The organism is Paenibacillus andongensis (assembly GCF_025369935.1).
GTDB classification, from domain to species: Bacteria; Bacillota; Bacilli; order Paenibacillales; family NBRC-103111; genus Paenibacillus_E; species Paenibacillus_E andongensis.
Map to the genome: position 1 here is coordinate 2,568,025 of NZ_CP104467.1, position 21,533 is coordinate 2,589,557.

The following is a 21,533-nucleotide window of genomic DNA, read 5'->3' on the forward strand; positions in this document are numbered from 1 at the left end:
TATGTCGCACAGATCAGCGACTCTGCCGAGAAAACATGAATGGGTTTTGATAAAAGTGTACAGGAGGATTGAAAAGTGAGAAAAGGAATGATTACTAAGGCTTCAGTAACGCTGGTTATGGCTTTACTCCTGCAAATAGTGGGGGCTGCAGGTATGGCGGGCCCTACCGCAAATGCAGCTCCCATCGTTGCTGACAGCACATGGAAAGCTATTGATACGACATTGGCGGTAGCACCTGGAAGTGCGCTGGACTTGTCCTACTTGAATCAAACACCAGCTGGAACGAAAGGCTTCGTAAAGATTGATGCGGATGGCGATTATTATTTTACGGATGAGCCCAATAAGAAAGTAAAGTTCTTTGGTACCAATCTTAACGGCAGCTATGGTACGGATCCAACCCGGGAAGAAATGGTTATTATCGCCGACCGGATTGCTGCTATGGGTTATAATGTGGTACGATTCCATGACAATGATGATAATGTTGAATGGGCAAAAGGAATTATGGTGAAGCCTACTTCCACGACGGTTACATTAGATCCGGTCAAACTGGATAATTTTGAGTACTTCGTTTCTTTGCTGAAGGCACGAGGCATTTATATCGATGTCGACATTCTGGCTTATGCGGATTACTCTAGTGTACCAAGCTTAAAAGTATACGGCTCTTTCGCTGCCAAATATATGGCAACGCTTTTTCCGGACGGTAAAGCGATTTGGCGATCATTTGCTCAGCAGTGGCTTACTCATGTTAATCCTTACACCGGACTTGCCTTGAAGGATGATCCTATATTGATGGGGCTGTCTCCCATGAATGAAACGATTCTTTATAATGCTAATTTTTCAAACGTAAATGTAAATGAATGGTTAAAAGCAGACTTTAATACGTTTCTGGCTGGTAAAGCACGTCCGCCTATCACAAAATTTCCAACTATATTTTGGAGTGCACCTGCGAGTATTCGTGATGATCTTGCCGAATACTTCACAGAAAAAACGTTATCTTCCCATAATGAAATGAAAAATTACCTTAAAGATGTAATTGGAGTAAAGGTACCCATTGGAGGAATTAACTACATTAATGATTCTTTGGCCAACTACTGGCGAACACACACAGATGTTCATGAAACACACTTATATAATGGGCTTGTAGATGGAAGGGGAGCAACATTCTCTTTTACCCCGGCGTCACATCCTCGTTACAGTATGGTATTTGCTCCAGAATCAGCAGCTAATTATGTGCCGCAATCTGGAGGGACTATATTTAAAAATTATATTCCTGGTCTTGCCCTTGGGCAGCTGTACCAGAAGCCTTTTGCATTAACTGAATATAATCAGGAGTTTCCGACGAAAGGCAGAGACGACCTTGGATTGATGGTAGCCGCGACCGGCACCTTCAATGGCTGGGATATGCTAAACAGGTTTCAATATGTTTCCCGTGTAAGAGAGGCTACTCAACAAAGTGCAACTTTGGGTGGTTTTACTTCATTTGATACCCTAACAGATACCTTGGTAACGATGTCCGAATATCAAAGCACCCTTCTTTTCCGTAAAGGTCACATCACGGCAAGCGAACCTAAATTTGTCATTGTCAGGGACCAGACATCGGTTAAGACGCATGCGGCATCAACGGAGAATGAAGATTTAGAGATTAATCGAATGTATATACCGCATCTGTTCAAGATGGTTACCGTGTACGCAGATAAGCCTGGTGAACCCTATGCCATCTATAAAATCACACCTGAGCTTACACCTGAGCAAATCGCAAGCGGTAATCTTCCTGCCCAGAATAAGATATCCATTACGAACAGCATGACCTTAAAGCAGGTTGCGGAGACGTTTATTAATGCTATTGATGATGTCAATCTGAAAAACAGCATGCTCTCTAATCTCAATCAAAATAAGCTGGTTTCGGACACAGGGGAGCTTATTTTTGATCTTAATTTAAATACCTATCTGATCAATACCCCTTACGCAATTGGAGCTGTAGGCACGTTGAATAACAACTTATTCGAGCTTGGTCCTGTATCCATGAAGGCAAGTGTGGATAAAGGAACCGTATCCGCAGCAACGCTTGATGATAAATCGCTAGACAAAAGCGAAAGAATGCTAGTCATCTATACAACCGATGCAGCGGCGACAGGGGAAGATACGATTCAAGATCTGACGGATGCCAACAAACGGACCTATGTAAGAGGGAAATTGCCGACACTTGCCAAACACGAGACAATGGAATTCCATCTGAAGACGACACTCATCCCAGCAGCGTACAAAGCTTACAAGCTGGCGACAAACGGTGTACGGCTGCAGGAAATTCCCGTGATCGCCACAGGAAAAGACGTATTTGTCCAGCTTGATACGGATAAAGGCTTCGCCTTTGAACTGGTTTACGATCCATTGTACACGAATGATTTTGAGTCAGGTGCGGCGGATTGGACCTCCGTTAAAGGGAACTTTGCGCTTCATACAGAAAGTAGTGGCAATCATGTGTATCAGTCGACGAAGTCATCGACAGCTGTGGTCGCGCAGACTGTGGGTACAGACTATTTCGTAGAGTCAGATGTGAGGATTGTCAGTCATAAAGATACGGTAGGACTCCTCGCCCGGTATGTGAATCCAGACCAGTATTATAGCTTTACCTATGATGCGCTATTCGGAAAGGCAGTCATTGAGAAACGCAGCAATGGTACATCCGTTGTGCTTCAAACAGCGACCGGTGTGACATTACCGTTGGATGTTATGAACAAGCTGAGGTTTGAAGTGGTAGGCAGTAACCTATATGGCTATATCAATGGTCAATTGGTGGTCACAGCAACAGACAACTCGATTGCAAGCGGCTCCGCTGGGATCCTAACGAAGGATCTTGAACTGCCGGCAGGCTTCCCGTGGGGGACAGCAACACAACAATGGATAGCTGCACTAGGAAACGCGGTGAAAAGTGAAATTAATGCAACCCCTGGCTCTAATGGGGCATTCCTAATTGAATTAACCGAATTCTTGAAGCGGGTTAAGGGCCCAGTCTCCTATGATAATTTCTTGGTGGCATATCACGACATCACACCTCCTTCCGTGCCTTCGAATGTGACGGCAACGGCGCTATCTTCTTATGAAATGTCATTGTCTTGGACCCCGTCTACGGATAATGACAGTGTGGCTGGCTACATCGTCTATCGGGATGGGCAAGAAATTACGACCTTAAATGGCGTAACCACGAGCTATAAGGACACGGGCTTGAGCCTGGCCACCACTTACCATTACACGGTTCAGGCCGTTGACCCTGCGAATAATCGTTCTGCAGTAAGTGTTGAAGCTATGGCTGTGACGAAGAGCACGCTGCTCGAAGATAATTTTGAGTCAGGGAGTGCGAATGGGTGGTCGGTTATCTGGGGAACGTTCAATGTCGTGAGTGACGGGGGCACGAAGGCTTACTTGTCCGATAATGCGGATAAAGGGGCTACAAGGTCCGTAGCTGGACTCTCCTCGTGGACCAACTACCGTGTGGAAGCGAAGGGTAAAATGGATAAGCCGAGCGGCCGAATTGGGCTGGTGGCGAGATTCGTTGATTCTAACAACTATTACAGCATGACATATGAGAACTATACCCAAAAAGTCTACATCAGTAAGCTGGTGAACGGCACGACTGTCGACTTAGCGATTTCCAATCCGATAACGCCGCTTAGCGCTGGAGCGTACCATTCGTTTGGCTTTACGGTGTCAGGCAATATGCTGCTGGCCTACGTAGATGGGCAGCTAATTGCTATGGCTACGGACAACGCCTTTTCAGCCGGGAAGATCGGTGTGTACACACACTTGGCAAAAGCATATTTTGATGACGTTGTCATGAATCCCCTGCCGAATCCCGACGTCACAGCGCCTACTGCGCCAACCGGCTTGACGGCTGATGCGCTCTCGTCTGCGGAAGTTGCGCTGTCATGGGCGCAAGCCTCCGATGATACCGGAGTAACTGGTTACACCATTTATCGAGATGGGCAATCCGTGGGCACGGTGACTGGCGTGGTATATACGTTCAAGGACACAGGATTGAATGTGGCGACGACTTATCACTACACCGTCAAAGCGAAAGATGCGGCGAATAACCTCTCCGAAGCGAGCAGTGAAGCCGTGGTCACGACGAAAAGCACACTGCTGGAGGATAATTTTGAGTCTGGCAGCGCGAGCGGGTGGTCGGTGGTTTCCGGATGGGGAACGTTCTCCGTTGTGTCCGACGTCTATGGCTCCAAGGCTTACCTGTCCAACAATGCCGATAAAGGTGGAGTGAAATCCGTGGCCGGATCCACATCCTGGACCAACTACAGCGTAGAAGCCAAGGGGAAAATGGAGACGACGAGCGGTCGGATAGGGCTTGTGGCGAGGTTCGTTGACTACAACAACTATTACAGTATGTCTTACGATAACTATACCAAGAAAGTTTATCTCAGTAAGTTGCAAAACGGCACGCTAACCGACCTAGCGATTTCAACTGCGATCACACCGCTTGCCGCAGGCACGTACCATACGCTTCGATTCACCGTGAATGGGAATACGCTGCAGGCTTATGTGAATGGGCAGCTCATTGTTACAGCTACAGACAGCACGTTCTCAGCGGGGAAGATCGGTGTGTATACGCATTTGCTTAAGGCTTATTTTGATGATGTTGTGGTGAGTGCAGCTCCATAATTTACCGAACGATGGTGACCAGTTTCAACGTTTGGGGAACCCGTATTCCGCATATTGGAATTCACGGAACTACGGGTTCGTTCATCGTTCCGGATCCTAATCATTTTGGCGGTACTACGGGTTTTGATGCAATCGTTTTTCTACTACTCTCTAATAAAAGAAGGAGTGGTTACGATGAGTTTATCGGTCGGTTTGCATGTTAAAAAAAGAGTTTCACTTGTTTTTTCAGTGATTCTGACAGTAACCCTTTTACTGATTGCAATTGAAATGATCCATGAGAAAGAAGTCCATGCTGCTGCAACAACCTACTATGTTGCCACCACAGGAAATGATAATAATCCCGGTACGCAGAGCCTACCCTTTGCTACGATACAAAAGGGTGTAAATATGGCAGGAACTGCCGGTCCCGGTTCTACAGTTATTGTGAGAGGCGGAACGTATAACCTTACCTCGCCTATCAGTATAACTACTTCAGGTGCAAGCGGCAGCCCGATCACGATAAAGGCATTCGCAGAGGAGATACCGGTTATATCCGGTCAGAATACTTATCCCAATAACAGTAACAGTCTTCAAACAAATACGTATTCGGGACCGGATGTTACTAATGACGGAGTGACCTATCATAACGGACAGCAATTCACTTTATCCTGGAATCCTCTGATGAAAATCACTGCCAATTATATTACCATTGACGGACTTGAAGTGACAGAATCCTATGGTGGGGGAATTTATGCAGGTAACTCGGGTACAACAAGATATCATGATATCATCATTCGGAACTCAAATATTCATGAGAACCGTGATTGGGCTGTGCAGTTAGAGAATGTCGATTATTTTACTTTGGACGGCAATACGGTGCGGGAAAATGGCAACTTTGGGCGCTTCAGCAGATCATCAAGTGAATTGAACTGGTCTTTGATGATCATGATAAGAGGCAGCGCATATGGAACAATAAAAAACAGCACCATATACCACAACTGGGGTGAAGGGGTTGGATTCTGGTACAACACACATGATGTGGTGTTGGAAGATAACTCTATTTATGATAATTATGCTTTGGAAGTCTATGTAGACAAGGCTCATGACATAACCATTCAGCGGAATATGATCTATAATACAGGGAATTCGATTTATTTCAGGGATGGTAGCCCTTCCTTCGGAATTGCAATAGCGGATGAGCCTTTTCAAAGTTATTTGCCAGGTTATCACAGGACAATTATCAACAATTTCCTAAAAGGCAACAGCAAGAATTTTGCTTATTGGAATACAGGATACTCAAACACTCATTTGAAAGATGAACTTATTGCAGGCAATACCTTTGTTGATTCAACGAGTACGAATATATCAATTACCGGAGGTGCAAGCCATGAAAACACAAAGATAGAAAACAATATATTCAAATCGAGCGCGGGTACTTTACAGAGTGTAGATCAGATTTCGGGATTGATCTTCTCCAATAACTGCTGGTCTAGTGCTGTTTCCGGAGTCGCCTCGAATGTAAATGATGTCATTGGAGATCCGTTGCTTGTTGGCGGCACATTCGGACCAGGCTATTTCAAGCTGCAGAACAATTCTCCGTGTATTGCTAAGGGCAAGAATAATGTAACGGATGTTGCAGTAGATTATTTTAAAAACGTAAGGAACAATCCGCCAAGTATAGGAGGATATGAGCATCCTACAGTTCTCATAGATAATAGTAATTCGACAAGAGTAACAAAGACAGGAGCATGGACGGTCAGTTCTCTCAGCAACCAAAAGTATGGCGCTGACTATCTGCATGATGGAAATGCAGGGAAGGGATCAAAGAGCGTCACATTTACACCTAACATATTGACTACAAACACATATGACGTTTACATGTGGTGGAATGCCGATACGAACAGAGCAAACAATGTGCCGGTCACTGTAAACTATGCTGGCGGGACGTACAGTACGACAGTTAATCAGCAGGCAAACGGAGGGAAGTGGAACTTAATAGGGAGTTACACATTCAATGCAGGGACATCGGGTAATGTGGTGATCAGCAATTCGGGGACAACCGGTTTCGTTATTGCGGATGCTGTTAAATTTGTTACACATTAAAACAAAAGGGGCTGAAGGGGGAATCCTTCGGCCCCCTTTTTTTCGCGATATACCGCGATATAACACTGAGGCAGAACAAGGATTGGTACATTTATTGTGATTTTTGTGTATAACGAAATGCAATTTTATCTATTTATTTCATACAACAAATCATGTATGATATATCATGTGAAGAAGAGCGAAAACTAATCGCGCATTTGGTCTAGAAGTTTCTTCCAGAATAATCATACACGATATATGATAATACAGAACTGAGGTAACGCCAATGAATCTAGCAGGAAAAACAGCCATTGTAACGGGAGGCGGATCGGGTATCGGCGAAGCAATTGTCCGCTTATTCGCTGCCCAAGGCGCAGCGGTTATCATAGCCGATTGGAATGAGCAGGGAGCATCGCAGCTAGCAGAAGAATTAACATCTTCCGGATATCAAGTCGTGGCGATGAAAGTCGATGTTTCAAGAGATTCAGATGTCCGGGAGCTTGTACAAGAAACCCTACATAGATTTGGACAGCTAGATGTACTTGTCAATAATGCTGCTGTTATTTTACCCAAATTCGTGGAAGAAGTGGAGGAGGAGGAGTGGGATCGACTCTTCCATATTAATTTGAAAAGTGTGTTCCTCACGGTCAAGCATTCGCTCCCTTATTTAAGAAAAACGCGAGGATCGGTCGTTAATATGGCTTCCCTCAACGGCTTGGTGGGGCAAAAAATGAATCCCGTATACGCCGCAACGAAAGGCGGAGTCGTCGCCCTGACCAAGGCACTAGCGTTGGACTATGCGCCAGATGGAGTCAGAGTGAATTGTATTTGTCCGGCAGGTGTATCTACTCCCCTGCTGCAGCATTGGATTCAAGAGCAGGATGATCCGATTGCGACGAATCAGATTTTGAATGATATGCATCCAATTGGCCGACCAGCAACCTCGGAAGAAGTTGCTCAAGCTGCGTTGTTCTTAGCAAGCTCACAATCCGGTTTCATAACTGGTGTTGCTCTTCCGGTCGATGGCGGAGCTTCGCTTGGGTATTAATATATTTTATTCATAAAAATTAGGGAGATGGATCAGATGAAGATTACGAAAGTGGAAAGCTTTGTTTTGCACGTGCCGATTACACCGCCGATTACAGATGCTATCAATGTCGCAACACACTGGGGATTAGCTGGTGTTCGCATCTATACAGATGAAGGCTTTATTGGATACGGTTACACAGGTACATGTGCCCATGGTGATGATATGATCGTCGATACCATCGATAAATACTATGCTCCACTTTTGGTGGGGAAAGATCCGTTTATGGTAAGAGAACTATGGGATGACATGCGTTTTGGCAAAATGCACTGGATCGGTAGATCCGGCGTAACGCACATGGCGCTTGCAGCTGTTGACATAGCGATTTGGGATATCATGGCGAAGGCCTCGAATAAACCGCTATGGCAGTATCTGGGCGGGGCTAAATCGAAACCGATTAAAGCCTATAATACGAACGGCGGCTGGCTCAACTGGTCAAAAGAACGTTTACTGAAGGATGTAACGGAAATAGTAGAGTCAGGCTTTACAGGAGTCAAAATCAAAGTCGGAAAGCCGGATCCGCGTGAGGATTATGATCGTTGCAAAGCGGTAAGGAAGGCAATCGGGGACGATGTGATCTTCATGATTGATGTCAATCAACAGTGGAATATCAATACCGCTATGACTTGGGGCAAAAAACTTGAAGAATTCGATTTGTTCTGGCTGGAGGAGCCACTGAATCCTGATGACATTATGGGTCACAAAAAACTCGCTGATGAGTTAAACGTACCTATCGCTTTAGGGGAGCATGTGTATAACAAATATGCGTTCAGAGATTATATTCACCAAGGAGCAATCGAATATTGCCAAGTAGACGTGACTCGTGTCGGCGGTATTACAGAGTGGCTGCAAGTGGCAGGTTTAGCGGCTTCTTATGATGTGCCGATCTGTCCACACGTTGGGGATATGGGGCAAATTCACCAACACCTTGTAGCATCTACACAAAATGCAATCATGCTCGAGTACATTCCATGGATTCGTCATATTTTTGAAGAGCCGGCTACGGTGAAAGAAGGACATTATGTACTGCCACAAATGCCAGGTGCCTCGACTACGATTCTTCCTAAATATTTTGAAGAATATCGGATTAGATAGGGCTACGATAATAAGGCTGCCTTGCAGCAGCCCATTCTGTCCGCCAATGGATAGAATTACCGAAATTTAATCTATTGCTATGATAAATATTCGATCAACTGCTCGTGGTTTATTTGGAATTTTTTCGGCAAGGGTTTATTGGTTAAAAGAGAATTATCATATTTTTCGGGAATGAAGGAAGAAAAAGTTTCATGCTTTAATTCTTCGAATACAACATCCGTATAACCCCAACGTGTCACAAGTTTTTTTGTAAATTCGGAATGATTCATGATATCGGTAGTCCCAAGATGGTAAATGCCGGTGAGCCCTTGTTCCATCAAATAGGTAATCTGCATCGATAATAATTGATCGGTGTTCCTGGTGGAATACACATTGGTATAGATCTTTATTAACTCTCCGTCTTGAAGCTGTTGTTTCAATTCATTAGTTCGAGGTGAGTCATGACCAAAAATGGCTGGAATCCTAACGATGGTAAGTTTGTCGAGTAGTATTTCAGCCATTACCCTTTCGCATTCCGCTTTAAATTGTCCATAATCACTGGCAGGGGCAGGGGGATCCTCTTCGAAATGCGGCGAGTCGGTACTTCCATCGAATACGTTGGAGGTGGAACAAAAAATCATTCGGCCACCCGTATTTCTTAAGTATTCAGCAGTTTGAATATGGAACTTAAGCTGCTTCGCAAAATCTCCGCGCAAAGCCATAACTACGACATCGGGATTGACTTGCGATAAAAACATGTCCAGTAAATCAAGTTCACCAGTTGAAAGCTGAATAGTACGATCTGAAGGTAGAAACGACGGTTCCCTTGAATGATAACTTCCATAAACATCATGATAATTAACTGTAAGAGTTTTAGTTAATGCTTTTCCGACGGTCCCGCTTACTCCGAAAATGATTACTTTCATTTGGCTTTATCTCCTTTGAGGTTTTGAGAGTTACCCCTATCAGCGTGGGGAGTGACTTAGTTGGATCAAATACAAATTTTATGTTACGTAAAAATATTTTATTGCGTTAATCGAAAATTGTCAATTAACAATTGCCTAGTTTTTTGTTGGATGACAAATTGGTTTTGAAATTGACAATAAAGTTTTGAAATGACAAATAAAGATTTGAAATGACAAATATAGTTTTGAAATAGAGGTTTAGCTAGTTTGTTGGATGAGAAATTGCTTTTGAAGTAGACAATAATACTTTTGAAGTGACAATTAAAGTCTTGAAGTAACAAATTAAGTTTTGAAGTAAAGTAGGCGTTCACTCAATCTATTGGGTGAACGCTTATTACATTTTTTTCTATGATTCCCGTTAGCGTCGCATCCCTGCTTAGGGTGCGTGGATTGAAATATCTAACATCACCTTAACATCCTGCCATGTTTCTTTGGGTTGGATTAGGATGTGCTATTCGACTTTCAATTGATTAATTCTTTTTGACAGGTCCTACAGTTTGCGAGTTTGTTAGACATGTTTGATTTCTCCTTTTCAATGGACTGGCTCTTATAGAAACACACATAAGACAAACTGGAATTGACATATAAATTGCTGGAAAGAAGCTCTGAGAGGGAGGGAAGGTAAATGATGTTTCAACCACACCCAGATAATACCGCAATTGTGATTACAGACCCACAAAATGACTTTATGTGTCCTGGGGGGAGAGGCTATCATCTGACAAAAGCAAATATTGAACGAAACAATACGATACAAAACCTTGAACTATTAATGAGAACTGCCATGAATAAAGGATACCAACTATTTATATCACCCCATTATTTATACCCTCATGATTATAGCTGGCAATTTACAGGAAATGAACAAAAAATGTTATTAGGTCTTAGAATGTATCAAGTGGCAAATGCGTACACACCACCGTCATTTGGAGCTGATTTTGTTCATTCTTTAAAACCTTATATTTTTGATAGGAGAACCGTCGTTTCAACTCCACACAAGGTTGCTAGCCCACAAACAAATGACTTGGTTTACCAGTTACGACAACATAGAAAAGAGAAGATAATTATCGCAGGAGTGCTTTCCAACATTTGTGTAGAGTCCCATATGAGGCATTTAATCGAAACTGGTTTTGAAACAGCTGTTGTATACGATGCCACGGCAACAATAAGTGAAGAAGATTTTCAAGCAGCCGTTACGAATTACAAAGCATTTGCCAGTGCTAGTTGGACAACAATGGAAGCTATTTCATACTTATAAATCCTTTGAGCGCGACGAGAGGGTTTAAAACGTGCGAATGAAAGTTTGCTAGCAACTCGTTATGTAGATCTCCTAATACACGAAGAAGGTCTAATTCACGTTCTCTATAAAGAGTTGAGGTATGGTTTGTGGCTATCAGTACAATGAAATAGGATTATTCCAGACAAATGTAGGTAGATTTGTGTCGTTAGACAAATGTCGGATGATAAGAACATGGTTACATTAAAAGTCGCATTTGATGCGGCTTTTTCATTTTATGTCCTCAAGTTCTTGTCAAAATTAAATGACAAGAACTTTGGGACATTCCCGACGAATGCTCTGTAATCTTGAGCACTGTTTGTTGAGCTAACGGGCAGTGGACAACAATGGAAGCTATTTCATACTTATAAATCCTTTGAGCGCGACGAGAGGGTTTAAAACGTGCGAATGAAAGTTTGCTAGCAACTCGTTATGTAGATCTCCTAATACACGAAGAAGGTCTAATTCACGTTCTCTATAAAGAGTTGAGGTATGGTTTGTGGCTATCAGTACAATGAAATAGGATTATTCCAGACAAATGTAGGTAGATTTGTGTCGTTAGACAAATGTCGGATGATAAGAACATGGTTACATTAAAAGTCGCATTTGATGCGGCTTTTTCATTTTATGTCCTCAAGTTCTTGTCAAAATTAAATGACAAGAACTTTGGGACATTCCCGACGAATGCTCTGTAATCTTGAGCACTGTTTGTTGAGCTAACGGGCAGGATACTTCCAATATGTGTTAAAATGTAGTGTGAAGGTTAGTCTTGTGGCAGGAGGGAATTCCGATGAATCGATGGGTCGGTGCGGCAGCTTTATGTGTCAATTCTGATAGACAATTACTTATGGTCCTACAAGGTAAACCAGAAGAAGAGAAACGATGGTCGGTGCCGTCTGGGGGCAAAGATGAAGATGAAACACTAGAAGATTGCTGTATTAGGGAAGTTTATGAGGAGACAGGTTACCGCTGTAAAATTAACAGAGAAATAAAGGGTAAGGCAGGGGCATTTGGTCCAGTTGAATTCCATGTTACATATTTTGAGGTTGAAATTTTAGGTGGCCAATCAACAATCCATGACCCTGATGGACTTATATATGAAATTGCTTGGAAGACCTCTGAGCAGCTGAATGACCTGCATTTTTCCTTTCCTGAAGATAAAGAGTTCTTGTTACAGTACATCGAACAAAGAGCATTGCGCTAACGAGGAAGATAGTTAAGAAAATACAAAGTGAGGATTTCATATGAAGCAATTAACATTCCATGAGTTACAGAGCTACCTAGCACTAAAATACAAAGAAGGACGTACTTCATCTGCTTTGTTTATGAAACTTGTAGAAGAAATTGGTGAGGTAGCAGAGGTACTAAACCAGTTAGAAGGTCGAAAAGAAAATTCAAGTGATGCTTCATTAGAAAAAGAGTTAGTCGATGTTATACATTACGCAGTAGCCATTGCGAGCATAAATCATATTGATTTAACAAAGGCCATAATTCAAAAGGATAAGCAAGCTGCAATTAAATATAATCAATCTCCAAATTTAGAAGAATTTTTAGAAGTACAAAACAAAGATCATACCATTAAAAATATTTAATATTTCACTACTCAGCTAAACGGGGAACGTTACTTTCATAAGAGATCACCGGCTGTCGCGCAGTCAGAAGATCTCTGTTTTTGTTGAACTAAAGGACAGATTTGCTTAATATGTGCCTGTGGTCTGGAGTTGGCATCACGTGGGAAGGTACCTTGACGTGCAATACGTCGCATGCGGCCGTTATTAGCCAATTTTTGGTTTTCTCCAGTACCAAAAGGTGCTAAAGATCAGATAGAGTCCCGTGACTGCTGTAATCAGTATAAGGGTGAAGCCCGACATGCTCCCCATGGAATCAAGCCAACCGATTCTTTTCATACCAAACAGACTGATGTTAAACACGATTCCAATCAGCATTACGGACCATATGGATGAAAGGCGTACATAGATGGATCCATAAATGAATCCTAACGCTAAACCCAGAAGCTGCATCGCAATTCCCCCCGGCTGCAACGCCGCAATAATCAAAGCGATGACGAGAATTGGCCAGAATACGGGAACATGTTTCCGGGCTTCGTTAAACATGATACCAATAAACAGGATCAGCTCGAGTGCAGTGGTGAGCACGGAGGAAAGTAAAATGTAAACGAAAGGAACAGAGGCGAAATATTCTTCTGTAAAATCATTGAATGTTGTAATGTTGTAGTAAAGAAGTAGTTTCATGGAGGCAGCGTTTAATAAAGTGAAGGACAGCCCGATTGTTATCATGTGAACCGAAAAGCTCGGATTGATCGGCGAGAAACTACTAAGTCTCCAGAAGTTTATCGGTGCCTGTTTCAAAAATCGATATTTCATGGCGTAAACAATTGCGGAAAGAGCGATTGTAATTACAAGTACCATGAATACCTGGATTGGGATGTTCTTTCCTTTTCCGAACTGCCCCCATCCTAATACAGGATCAATGACGATATTATAGAGGAAGATTACTAAAATTATGAGCGTTAAGTAGAGTAAGTAATTTCCCAGCATAGATAAATATCTCTTCATGAGAGTCGCCGCCTTTCATTTTTCGAAGAGTAAACTAACTCATTCCTTTTCAGAATATTCCTTACCCATGAATAATATAATAACTCGTATTTTATTTAGCGAAATATAGCGCATTCCTTCAGGATGGTATGAATAATTCGATGAAATATAGAGTGATTTATTATGAATCTCCCCCTTCTGTCGAATAGATGCTTAGCGCTTCTAAATTGTTCATATAGACAATGTAACTTCCATGCGTAGCATCAGTGTAAATTGAGAAAGTATAGACGTCCTTATTGTCATTAGATGCAGAAAATTCTTGAATGGTTTTCTTGCAAAAGAAATAGAGTAAGTCCTCAATCTCTTTAGAAGAAACGAATTTACCTTCGTTTCCATCTAATGACTCCACCTCAAGAATTTCTTTCTCAGGAGTACAAACCAGATATACCCCATCATCTTCAAGCTCACGTTTCCCCTTAATCAATCTACCGATATGTACATTGTATGAACTCATATATTGTCACATCCTTAAGAATAATAGATAAATTCTACCATTAGAATATATTCTTGGATACACTCTGGTTAAAGCTTCTTATTCAACTTTAGTTAGAAAGGAGTATCTACATAAAATGCAAATAAAGTTCAATTAATAAAGGCTTAATTATATGAATTGTTGAAGTAACGTGCAGTTTACAGTGGGAGAGCCAAATACACTACAGACATTGAGGCTGCCGCGATATAGATCGGCAGCCTCATTACAAGGGACGGGCAGATTTGCTTAATCTAATAATTCGTAATAGGTGGTATTTACATAAGAACATACGTGCGATATGATGGTTTTGCATATATATCCAATATTGAGTTGGGGTTGGATTATTTGGTTACATTTAGTGAGTCTTATTTTGGGAGGTCGTCGGCATGGACAAGAATTCTGTTTCTAGAACAAACGTTGTAGGCAGCAGTCAGGTTGGTGCCATCTCGGTGGACATGGATAAGAGTGTTATTCATGAAACAAACAGCTTATTTTGGGATACAAAAGGAAATGATGTTTTAGGAGCAACCGCACTCCCTAAATATGGAGCATTTGTCTCAGAAGAAAAATGCCAGCTTTTTGGGGATGTCTCAGGGAAAAAGATGCTGGAGATAGGCTGTGGAAGCGGTCAATCTTTGCAATATCTGGGGGAACGCAAAGCATCTGAACTATGGGGTATAGATATATCAGAAAACCAAATTGAAAAAACAAAGCAACTTTTAACAGCGAGTGGTCTTTCAGCGAAATTAATCTGTTCCCCAATGGAAGAAAAATGTGGCATACCAGAGGATTATTTTGACTTTGTTTATTCGATTTATGCCATAGGCTGGACAACTGACCTTGAGGGAACCTTTTGCAGGATTGCTTCTTACCTAAAAAAAGACGGTGTATTTATTTTCAGTTGGTCTCACCCTATACACAAATGTGTTGTTGCAGAAAATAATATTCTTGCTTTTAAAAAATGTTATTTCGATGAATCTTGGTATTCGGCATCTATTGGCGAGAGTACGCTAACATTATCGGACCGTAAACTATCAACCTATATGAATGCGTTGGCAAAAGCGGGATTTGCCATTGAGCAAATGATTGAGGAATCTGATACGCAGGACAATAACGACGATTTTGCAAAAAAAGCAAAGATGCTTCCTGTAACTTTTGTAATCAAAGCAAGAAAACTATAGTATTCGATAGAATCGTGACGAGCAGGCAGCCGACAACATTGGCTGCCTGTTGAACTATAGGGCAGCATAGTTCAATTAATAACTAATTTATCTCTTCCATTTTATATCTATTTATTGCATTGTTATTAGATAATTATTGAAACTAAACGTTTGGAAAGAAAGGGGATTATACTTTGAATTTTAAAATAGGCGAATTACATAATCATTTAAATCAGCTTAAAAATTTAGAAAACACCTCATATTATGAATTTCTAAAGGTACCATCGATGAGTGTAGGACTCTATAAACTGAATAAAGGCGAAACGGATAACCAAGAGCCACATACAGAAGATGAGATTTATTTGGTAATTGAAGGTAAATCTTCGTTTCAGAATGGAGAAACATTTACTGAAATTAGTAAAGGGGACGTCCTATTCGTAGAAGCAAATAAAGAACATAGATTCTATGATATAACGGAAGACCTAACTACTTTAGTTTTTTTTTCACCAGCAGAACACTCAAATAAATAAGTTAGTGTTTTAAGCTAACGGTAAACGTTAGTTCAACGAGCCATCTGTTTTTATTAATTTGTCATATATATTTCAAAGCTAATTTGTAATTCAAACAATTTACCCCTAAATCCATTTCAAAACTTTATTTGTCATTGTAATTTTCACGAAAAGCCAGCAAACCCTTGTGTTTGCTGGCTTTCTTCATTTCAAAACCAATTTGTCATTTAACAGTTTTTATTTTTTTTGAAGTGACAAAATTAGTTTTGAAGTTAAATAGGCGTTCACTCCATTGAGTGAGCGCCTATTTAATTTCTTTAAGGAAGAAGTTCTTAGTTGTCGTATGGAAGCAAGTCTGTCAATCCGCCGGGGGGGGGGGTGATTAAACGGGTAGAATAACGCAATGGGACCGCAGTCGAAATAAAGAACAGAATTGCTCGATTAACGAAACCCATGGCCATTCATGCGGGAGACCTTGCATTGCGCCATCTGGCCCGGTTATTGTCCGAGTCATCGGAGCTAGCCATTATCCGGAAAATGCCTTTGAGCTCTATAAGAGAGCGGATCAACGCATGTTTTTGATGAAGAAAGATGCTATCCGAATACGTAAAAAAGAAGTCGCCCATCGTCGCGGTCGACCTCTAATTATTCTATTGCACGGTCAGGATTTGTGGACCTTCAGCCGTGATGGCGATCGTATGCTCGTATTGGGCGGCGAGCTTGCGGTCCAGCGTCCGCGCAGTCCAGCCGTCCGGATCGATTGTCATGTAGTAGGTGCCTTCGGTGATCATGGGCTCGATCGTGAAGACCATGCCTTCCTTGATGCGGAGGCCTTTGCCGGGCTTGCCGACATGCATATAAGTCGGCTCCTCGTGCAGGTCCCGGCCGATGCCATGTGCGAGAAGGTCGCGCACGACGCCGAAGCCGTGCGATTCCGCATGCCGCTGAATCGCGCTCGTCACGTCGCCGAGTCGATTGCCGGGCTGCGCCTGCGCGATGCCGAGGTCAAGGCATTCCTTCGTGACGCGCATCAGCTTCTCGGCGGTCGGCGAGATCTTCCCGACCGCATAGCTCCAGGCCGAATCGCCGAGCCAGCCGTCGAGCTCCGCGACCGTGTCGATCGTCACGATATCGCCTTCCTCAAGTGGCTTATTGCTAGGGAAGCCATGTGCGATCACATCGTTGGCGGAGGCACAGGTCGCATATTGATAGCCCTTATAGCCTTTCTGATATGGCTTTGCGCCGTGCTTTAACATAATGTCCTCGAATATGCGCTCAATCTCGTTGGTGGTAATACCCGGTTTGATAAGCGGGGCGATTGTACGATGGCATTCAGCCACCACTTGGCATGCCTTGCGGATAGCCTCAATTTCATGCTTGCTTTTTAAAATGACCATGTTCGTATCAGGACTCCTTCGTAATAGCTTGCATAGCGAGTCGGGCGATTCGATCGACGTCCAGGTCGGAATGGCCCGCATAGTAGTGCAGCCCGCAGCAGCCGACCAGCACGGCAAGCATATGGTCGACGCTGTCGCCTTCGCGCTTAGCGATCGATTGGAGCGGAACGTACAGCCGTTCCATGAATCGTCTCTTGATGGGGGGCCGATCCTTCTCAGGCAAGCCTGCATAATGTTCCGCGGCCATTTTGTAGACGAGATATGCGCGGGAGTCCGACTGCCACAGCCGGAGCAGCTCCTTGCAATACGCCAACAGCTGACTGTCATCTGGGCTACTGCCGCAAATGTTTGCCCATTCTGCCAGGGCTTGCTCGCATCGCTCGAAGCCGCTGCCCAGAACATCTTCTATTAATAAATGCCGATTGGGGAAATAATGGTATACCGTGCCATAACCGAGCTCGGCCTCGCGAGCGACGTCGCGAATATCAAAGCTGCCGCCTGTGCGGAAGTAGACGCGCGCGGCGGCGTCCAGGATCTGTTCTCTGCGCTGTATGCGGATGAGCTCATTTTGTTCTTTGGTACGAGGGCACATGGGCGCGTGAACCTCCTTGTATAGACCTGCAAATTTGTCGATATAAATATAGTAACGCATGGGGCGGGGATATGCAAATAATCTGTTGGCGAAAGAAAATAGAGTCAACTATAGCCATCAGAATAAAAATCCTCTTAACAAGAACCGTTATTTTCTATTTTCTCCTTGCATTCCGACCAAGTAAGGCAGTTGCAGCTTAACCCATTATCTAAAATTCGTATCATCGAATTCAGCTGTTTCTTTCGCACTTCTAGTTCGGAGCGTTTTTGTTTTGCCATATGCTTCCAACGATCCGAAAGCGAATCACTTGGTTCAAAACCTTCCAGAAGAACAGTAATTTCCTGAATGCTAAAGCCAGTTTGCTGCGCGACTTTAATAAAATTGATGCGGTCTAACAACCCTTCTTCATATCGTCGCTGTCCATTTTTGCGTTCTGGAGTAGGAAGTAATCCAACGGATTCATAGTAACGCAGCGTAGAAGCATTTATTTCTGCTTTAGCCGCGAGCTGCCCAATACTAAGTCCAGCCATAAAAAAACCTCCTTGACTTAAAGTTAGCTTTAAGTTTTATGATTGGATTATAACTTCATTTGGAAGGTGATGTAAATGAATAAAGGGAGTTGGCTGGCGGGTCTTGGACTATTAGGTGCGTGCGCTTTGTGTTGTGCGTTACCGCTGCTTGGTGGTGTGGCAGTTTTAGGGATATCCTCTTTATTTTTGAATCCGTTTGTTTTAGCCGGTATCGCGCTTATGTTCGTGATAACAGGTATCGGTTGACAAATAAGTTTTGAAGTGGACAAGAAAGCTTTGAATTGCCAAATAAAGGTTTGAAGTAAAAAGGCGTTCACTCTAAGAGGGTGAACGCCTTTTTATTTTTATAATATAATTAGTTTCAAAGTTCCACGATCGGCAACTGTCCGTCAACGCCTACTGTTGAACCGTTTGATCGCTTCCTCGGTCACCGGCTTGAAGAGGTTAACGAGGTTGCCGTCGGGATCGCGGAACAGCACAGAACGGTTCCCCCACGGCATCGTGGTAGGTTCCTGTACCCAATCATTGACAAACAGCTTCAAGCGCGCGTATTCGGCTTCGACATCGTCGACGCGGAACTCGATGATGACTGTGCGATTGTTGGCCGCCACTACGGAACCAGCGCCGAATAGTTGCGCCGTCTGGGAGTGGCCGATTGCCAAGGTGCATGATGGTAAAACGAGTTCGGCAAAAACGGGCGCGGGGCGCTCCGCCGAAACACCCATGACTTTCTCATAGAACTCGACGAGACGATCCACGTCGTCGGTAATGATGCGTACAGAAGCGAAATTCACAAGATATCATCCTTTCTATAATAAATGATACAATACCGTATCATCTCAACTTGGGCCAGAACCAGCGAAGCTTCCGTAAGGGGCAAAGTAGCTGTAGTAAATAGATTACAAAAGTTTGCGGATTAACCGATGCTTGCTAGTTCTACCCCATGTTGTAAATTTTCCTGTAAAGGCCCGATTTAATCAAAAACTAAACCATTCTACTTTATTGATCATAGTGTCCCCAGCCGATGCAAGACATACTTCGCATTTATTTCCCACTCCTTTACGTTTACTTACTCCGATTATAAAAAAACGCTACTGACAACAGTATGTCAGTAGCGTTTTTTGTTTTTTTGGCTTCCTCACGAATCCGATTTTGGAATGATCTATTTTATATAAACGAATGGTTTCATAACAACAATAATATAATATTAATCGGTAATTATATATTGCAAAACAATAAATTTTTCGTTAGAATCAATTTAAAATATCTAAGCGAGGTGCATATAATGAAACGAGAAACACTTTTTTTAAAGATCGTTGTTTTTCTCATTGGAATTCCGGTTCTTGCGTTGTTATGTTGGTTGCCTTGGATAGCTAATGAAGCAGCAGATCAGTATCGAGAGTTCGCATATTTGAAATACCCCGTATTAATAGGGATATATGTAACGGCGATAGCGTATTTCGGTGCATTGTATCAGGCGTTAAGACTTTTAAGCTATATTGACAAGAATAAAGCTTTCTCGGAATTATCCGTAAAGGCTTTAAAGAAAATAAAATACTGTGCAATCACAATCAGTAAACATGTCCATTATAATCAATATTGATGTAATGCTGGCGAAAAGGAAAATGAGTGTTACAGAACTTTCGGAGAGGGTTGGAATAACGATGGCTAATATTTCTATATTGAAAAATGGAAAGGCCAAAGCGATTCGAATATCCACGTTAGAGGCGATTTGTAAGGCTTTAGACTGTCAGCCTGGAGATATCTTAGAATACAAAATTGACGAAGAATCGCCAGGGGAGGTATAACCATGGACAGTAACAATCTGATTATTGAAAATATGGCTAACCCCCATGAGCTGGAGAGAATGTTTAGACAAGAACCTGAAGCTTTTAAAAAGTCATTCGCATACGCCTGGGAACAAAACCCTGAATCACAAGCTCTTGCCGTTTGGTATGAAAGATTGTATTTCAAGGAGACGGTACATACAGAAAAAGCTTCCTTGCTTCAGAAAGATTTTTTATCCATGGGCATTTTAGCAATTTTGGCTGGGATTATCACTAGGATCATTTTTCATTTTGTCGAACAGCAAGCTATTGCCCCTATTAACCTTGTATTTGGTATACTTCCCTGTATGGCCATCTATTTTGTTTACAATAATTTCCCGAAAAAAAATGTTCTTTACACCCTTGCAGCGTCATTCATAATCTCTGGATTTTATCTGAATATGCTGACACTAGAGCATAAAGACAGTATTCTCCTGGCTTATCTACACCTTCCCATTTTCTTATGGGTATTAGTGGGGCTTGCATTTACAGGAAATGAATATGGCATAGGAAGCGCAAGATTAGCCTATCTTAAATTTAATGGGGAATTTTGCATACTCTTCGCCAGCATGGCAATCAGCGGAATGCTGCTAACAGCATTAACTATGCAGTTATTTAGATTTGTCGGCATGGATATATCTCAATTCTATTTTAAAAATGTCGTTTTAATTGGTGCTGCCGCTCTAGCTATTGTGGCTACATACCTGGTATCAAGGAATCTTAAACTTGCTAAAAATATAGCACCCTATATAGCCAAAATTTTTAGTCCTCTTGTACTGCTCACATTGTTAGTCTATCTGATTACGGTTACTTGGGTCGGGAAAAATCCATTCTTAGATCGTGATTTCCTATTATCCTTCAACGGAATACTCCTTAGTGTATTGGCCGTCACCATATTCTCCATTACAGAAAGCGGGATAGACGAGAAAAAGGGCATTTCTGATTATATAAATTTTGCCCTAATATTACTCGCACTTATCATAGACAGTGTGGCTTTATCAGCCATCGTGTTCCGACTTTCTTCTTATGGAATTACGCCCAACAGACTTGCGGTTTTAGGTGTAAACCTATTGATCTGGGCCAATCTAATTTGGATTATGCTCTCCTATATGCGGTTTCTACAAAACAAGACCGGTCCGTTGGCCATCCAAAATGCCGTTACTAAGTATTTGCCGATCTACGGGCTTTGGGCAGCTTTCGTTACATTTACTTTTCCTTTAATTTTTAATTAGTAAGGCTCTGCATAGTGAAATTTGCCGCTCGGTCTCCCTGTTGGGAAACGAGCGGCTTTTTCTTTCCAAGGT

20 protein-coding genes and 1 pseudogene are annotated in these 21,533 nt (G+C 42.5%); 14 read left to right on the forward strand and 7 right to left on the reverse strand.

Features of this window, described 5'->3' with window-relative positions; genetic code table 11:
• Positions 1-75 precede the first annotated feature (75 nt).
• The 5 genes from NYR53_RS11480 (at position 76) to NYR53_RS11500 (ending at position 8,911) form a co-directional block, all read left to right on the forward strand.
• On the forward strand, positions 76-4,668 hold the full coding sequence (locus tag NYR53_RS11480) for a fibronectin type III domain-containing protein (protein ID WP_261305283.1): 4,593 nt from the start codon (positions 76-78) through the stop codon (positions 4,666-4,668).
• 11 nt (positions 4,669-4,679) lie between these two features.
• The gene (locus NYR53_RS11485) at positions 4,680-4,871 is read left to right on the forward strand and encodes a hypothetical protein (protein WP_261305284.1); all 192 of its coding nucleotides are present in this window, start codon (positions 4,680-4,682) and stop codon (positions 4,869-4,871) included.
• Positions 4,843-6,750 (forward strand): golvesin C-terminal-like domain-containing protein, encoded by a 1,908-nt coding sequence (locus NYR53_RS11490; RefSeq protein WP_261305285.1) that lies wholly within the window; start codon positions 4,843-4,845, stop codon positions 6,748-6,750. Before NYR53_RS11485 ends, NYR53_RS11490 begins: the two co-directional genes overlap by 29 nt.
• A gap of 265 nt (positions 6,751-7,015) precedes the next feature.
• Positions 7,016-7,777, forward strand: coding sequence for an SDR family NAD(P)-dependent oxidoreductase (locus NYR53_RS11495; protein ID WP_261305286.1), 762 nt, complete (start codon positions 7,016-7,018; stop codon positions 7,775-7,777).
• 36 nt (positions 7,778-7,813) lie between these two features.
• Positions 7,814-8,911 (forward strand): mandelate racemase/muconate lactonizing enzyme family protein, encoded by a 1,098-nt coding sequence (locus NYR53_RS11500; RefSeq protein ID WP_261305287.1) that lies wholly within the window; start codon positions 7,814-7,816, stop codon positions 8,909-8,911.
• A gap of 77 nt (positions 8,912-8,988) precedes the next feature.
• Here the strand turns inward: NYR53_RS11500 and NYR53_RS11505 are convergent, their stop codons facing one another.
• Positions 8,989-9,816, reverse strand: a complete 828-nt coding sequence (locus NYR53_RS11505; protein ID WP_261305288.1) for a sugar nucleotide-binding protein — start codon at positions 9,814-9,816, stop codon at positions 8,989-8,991.
• Between the two features lie 664 nt (positions 9,817-10,480).
• Between NYR53_RS11505 and NYR53_RS11510 the strand changes: the two genes are divergently transcribed.
• The 3 genes from NYR53_RS11510 to NYR53_RS11520 all read left to right on the forward strand — a co-directional run bounded on the left by NYR53_RS11510 (position 10,481) and on the right by NYR53_RS11520 (position 12,720).
• Complete coding sequence (locus tag NYR53_RS11510; RefSeq protein WP_261304186.1) at positions 10,481-11,110, forward strand: cysteine hydrolase family protein; 630 nt, start codon at positions 10,481-10,483, stop codon at positions 11,108-11,110.
• An 808-nt stretch (positions 11,111-11,918) separates the two neighbouring features.
• Positions 11,919-12,332: an NUDIX hydrolase gene (locus NYR53_RS11515; RefSeq protein WP_261305289.1), complete on the forward strand. Its 414-nt coding sequence runs from the start codon at positions 11,919-11,921 to the stop codon at positions 12,330-12,332.
• 40 nt (positions 12,333-12,372) lie between these two features.
• A complete protein-coding gene (locus NYR53_RS11520) occupies positions 12,373-12,720 on the forward strand; it encodes a MazG nucleotide pyrophosphohydrolase domain-containing protein (protein ID WP_261305290.1) in 348 nt (115 codons plus the stop codon).
• 183 nt (positions 12,721-12,903) lie between these two features.
• On the opposite strand, the gene NYR53_RS11525 is transcribed toward NYR53_RS11520, so the two are convergent.
• Both NYR53_RS11525 and NYR53_RS11530 read right to left on the reverse strand, forming a co-directional pair.
• Positions 12,904-13,704, reverse strand: coding sequence for a CPBP family glutamic-type intramembrane protease (locus tag NYR53_RS11525; protein WP_261305291.1), 801 nt, complete (start codon positions 13,702-13,704; stop codon positions 12,904-12,906).
• A gap of 160 nt (positions 13,705-13,864) precedes the next feature.
• A complete protein-coding gene (locus tag NYR53_RS11530) occupies positions 13,865-14,197 on the reverse strand; it encodes a hypothetical protein (protein ID WP_261305292.1) in 333 nt (110 codons plus the stop codon).
• A gap of 404 nt (positions 14,198-14,601) precedes the next feature.
• Between NYR53_RS11530 and NYR53_RS11535 the strand changes: the two genes are divergently transcribed.
• On the forward strand, positions 14,602-15,396 hold the full coding sequence (locus tag NYR53_RS11535) for a class I SAM-dependent methyltransferase (RefSeq protein WP_261305293.1): 795 nt from the start codon (positions 14,602-14,604) through the stop codon (positions 15,394-15,396).
• A 173-nt stretch (positions 15,397-15,569) separates the two neighbouring features.
• Positions 15,570-15,905, forward strand: coding sequence for a cupin domain-containing protein (locus NYR53_RS11540; RefSeq protein WP_261305294.1), 336 nt, complete (start codon positions 15,570-15,572; stop codon positions 15,903-15,905).
• Between the two features lie 629 nt (positions 15,906-16,534).
• On the opposite strand, the gene map is transcribed toward NYR53_RS11540, so the two are convergent.
• From map to NYR53_RS11555, 3 genes are all read right to left on the reverse strand, one after another.
• Complete coding sequence (gene map, locus NYR53_RS11545) at positions 16,535-17,281, reverse strand: type I methionyl aminopeptidase (RefSeq protein ID WP_261305295.1); 747 nt, start codon at positions 17,279-17,281, stop codon at positions 16,535-16,537.
• Positions 17,282-17,288: 7 nt separating this feature from the next.
• On the reverse strand, positions 17,289-17,933 hold the full coding sequence (locus NYR53_RS11550; protein ID WP_261305296.1) for a TetR/AcrR family transcriptional regulator: 645 nt from the start codon (positions 17,931-17,933) through the stop codon (positions 17,289-17,291).
• Between the two features lie 74 nt (positions 17,934-18,007).
• Complete coding sequence (locus NYR53_RS11555) at positions 18,008-18,403, reverse strand: MerR family transcriptional regulator (RefSeq protein ID WP_261305297.1); 396 nt, start codon at positions 18,401-18,403, stop codon at positions 18,008-18,010.
• 75 nt (positions 18,404-18,478) lie between these two features.
• Here NYR53_RS11555 and NYR53_RS11560 point away from each other — a divergent pair, with 75 nt between their 5' ends.
• Positions 18,479-18,649 (forward strand): hypothetical protein, encoded by a 171-nt coding sequence (locus NYR53_RS11560; protein ID WP_261305298.1) that lies wholly within the window; start codon positions 18,479-18,481, stop codon positions 18,647-18,649.
• A gap of 143 nt (positions 18,650-18,792) precedes the next feature.
• On the opposite strand, the gene NYR53_RS11565 is transcribed toward NYR53_RS11560, so the two are convergent.
• Entirely contained in the window at positions 18,793-19,197 is a 405-nt protein-coding gene (locus tag NYR53_RS11565; protein ID WP_261305299.1) for a VOC family protein, read from the reverse strand.
• 491 nt (positions 19,198-19,688) lie between these two features.
• On the opposite strand from NYR53_RS11565, the pseudogene NYR53_RS11570 reads away from it, so the two are divergent.
• From NYR53_RS11570 to NYR53_RS11580, 3 genes and pseudogenes are all read left to right on the forward strand, one after another.
• Positions 19,689-19,979: pseudogene (locus NYR53_RS11570) on the forward strand (DUF2975 domain-containing protein); the annotation flags it as partial.
• A gap of 4 nt (positions 19,980-19,983) precedes the next feature.
• Positions 19,984-20,211, forward strand: a complete 228-nt coding sequence (locus NYR53_RS11575) for a helix-turn-helix domain-containing protein (RefSeq protein ID WP_261305300.1) — start codon at positions 19,984-19,986, stop codon at positions 20,209-20,211.
• Between the two features lie 2 nt (positions 20,212-20,213).
• Complete coding sequence (locus tag NYR53_RS11580; RefSeq protein ID WP_261305301.1) at positions 20,214-21,461, forward strand: DUF4153 domain-containing protein; 1,248 nt, start codon at positions 20,214-20,216, stop codon at positions 21,459-21,461.
• Positions 21,462-21,533 lie beyond the last annotated feature (72 nt).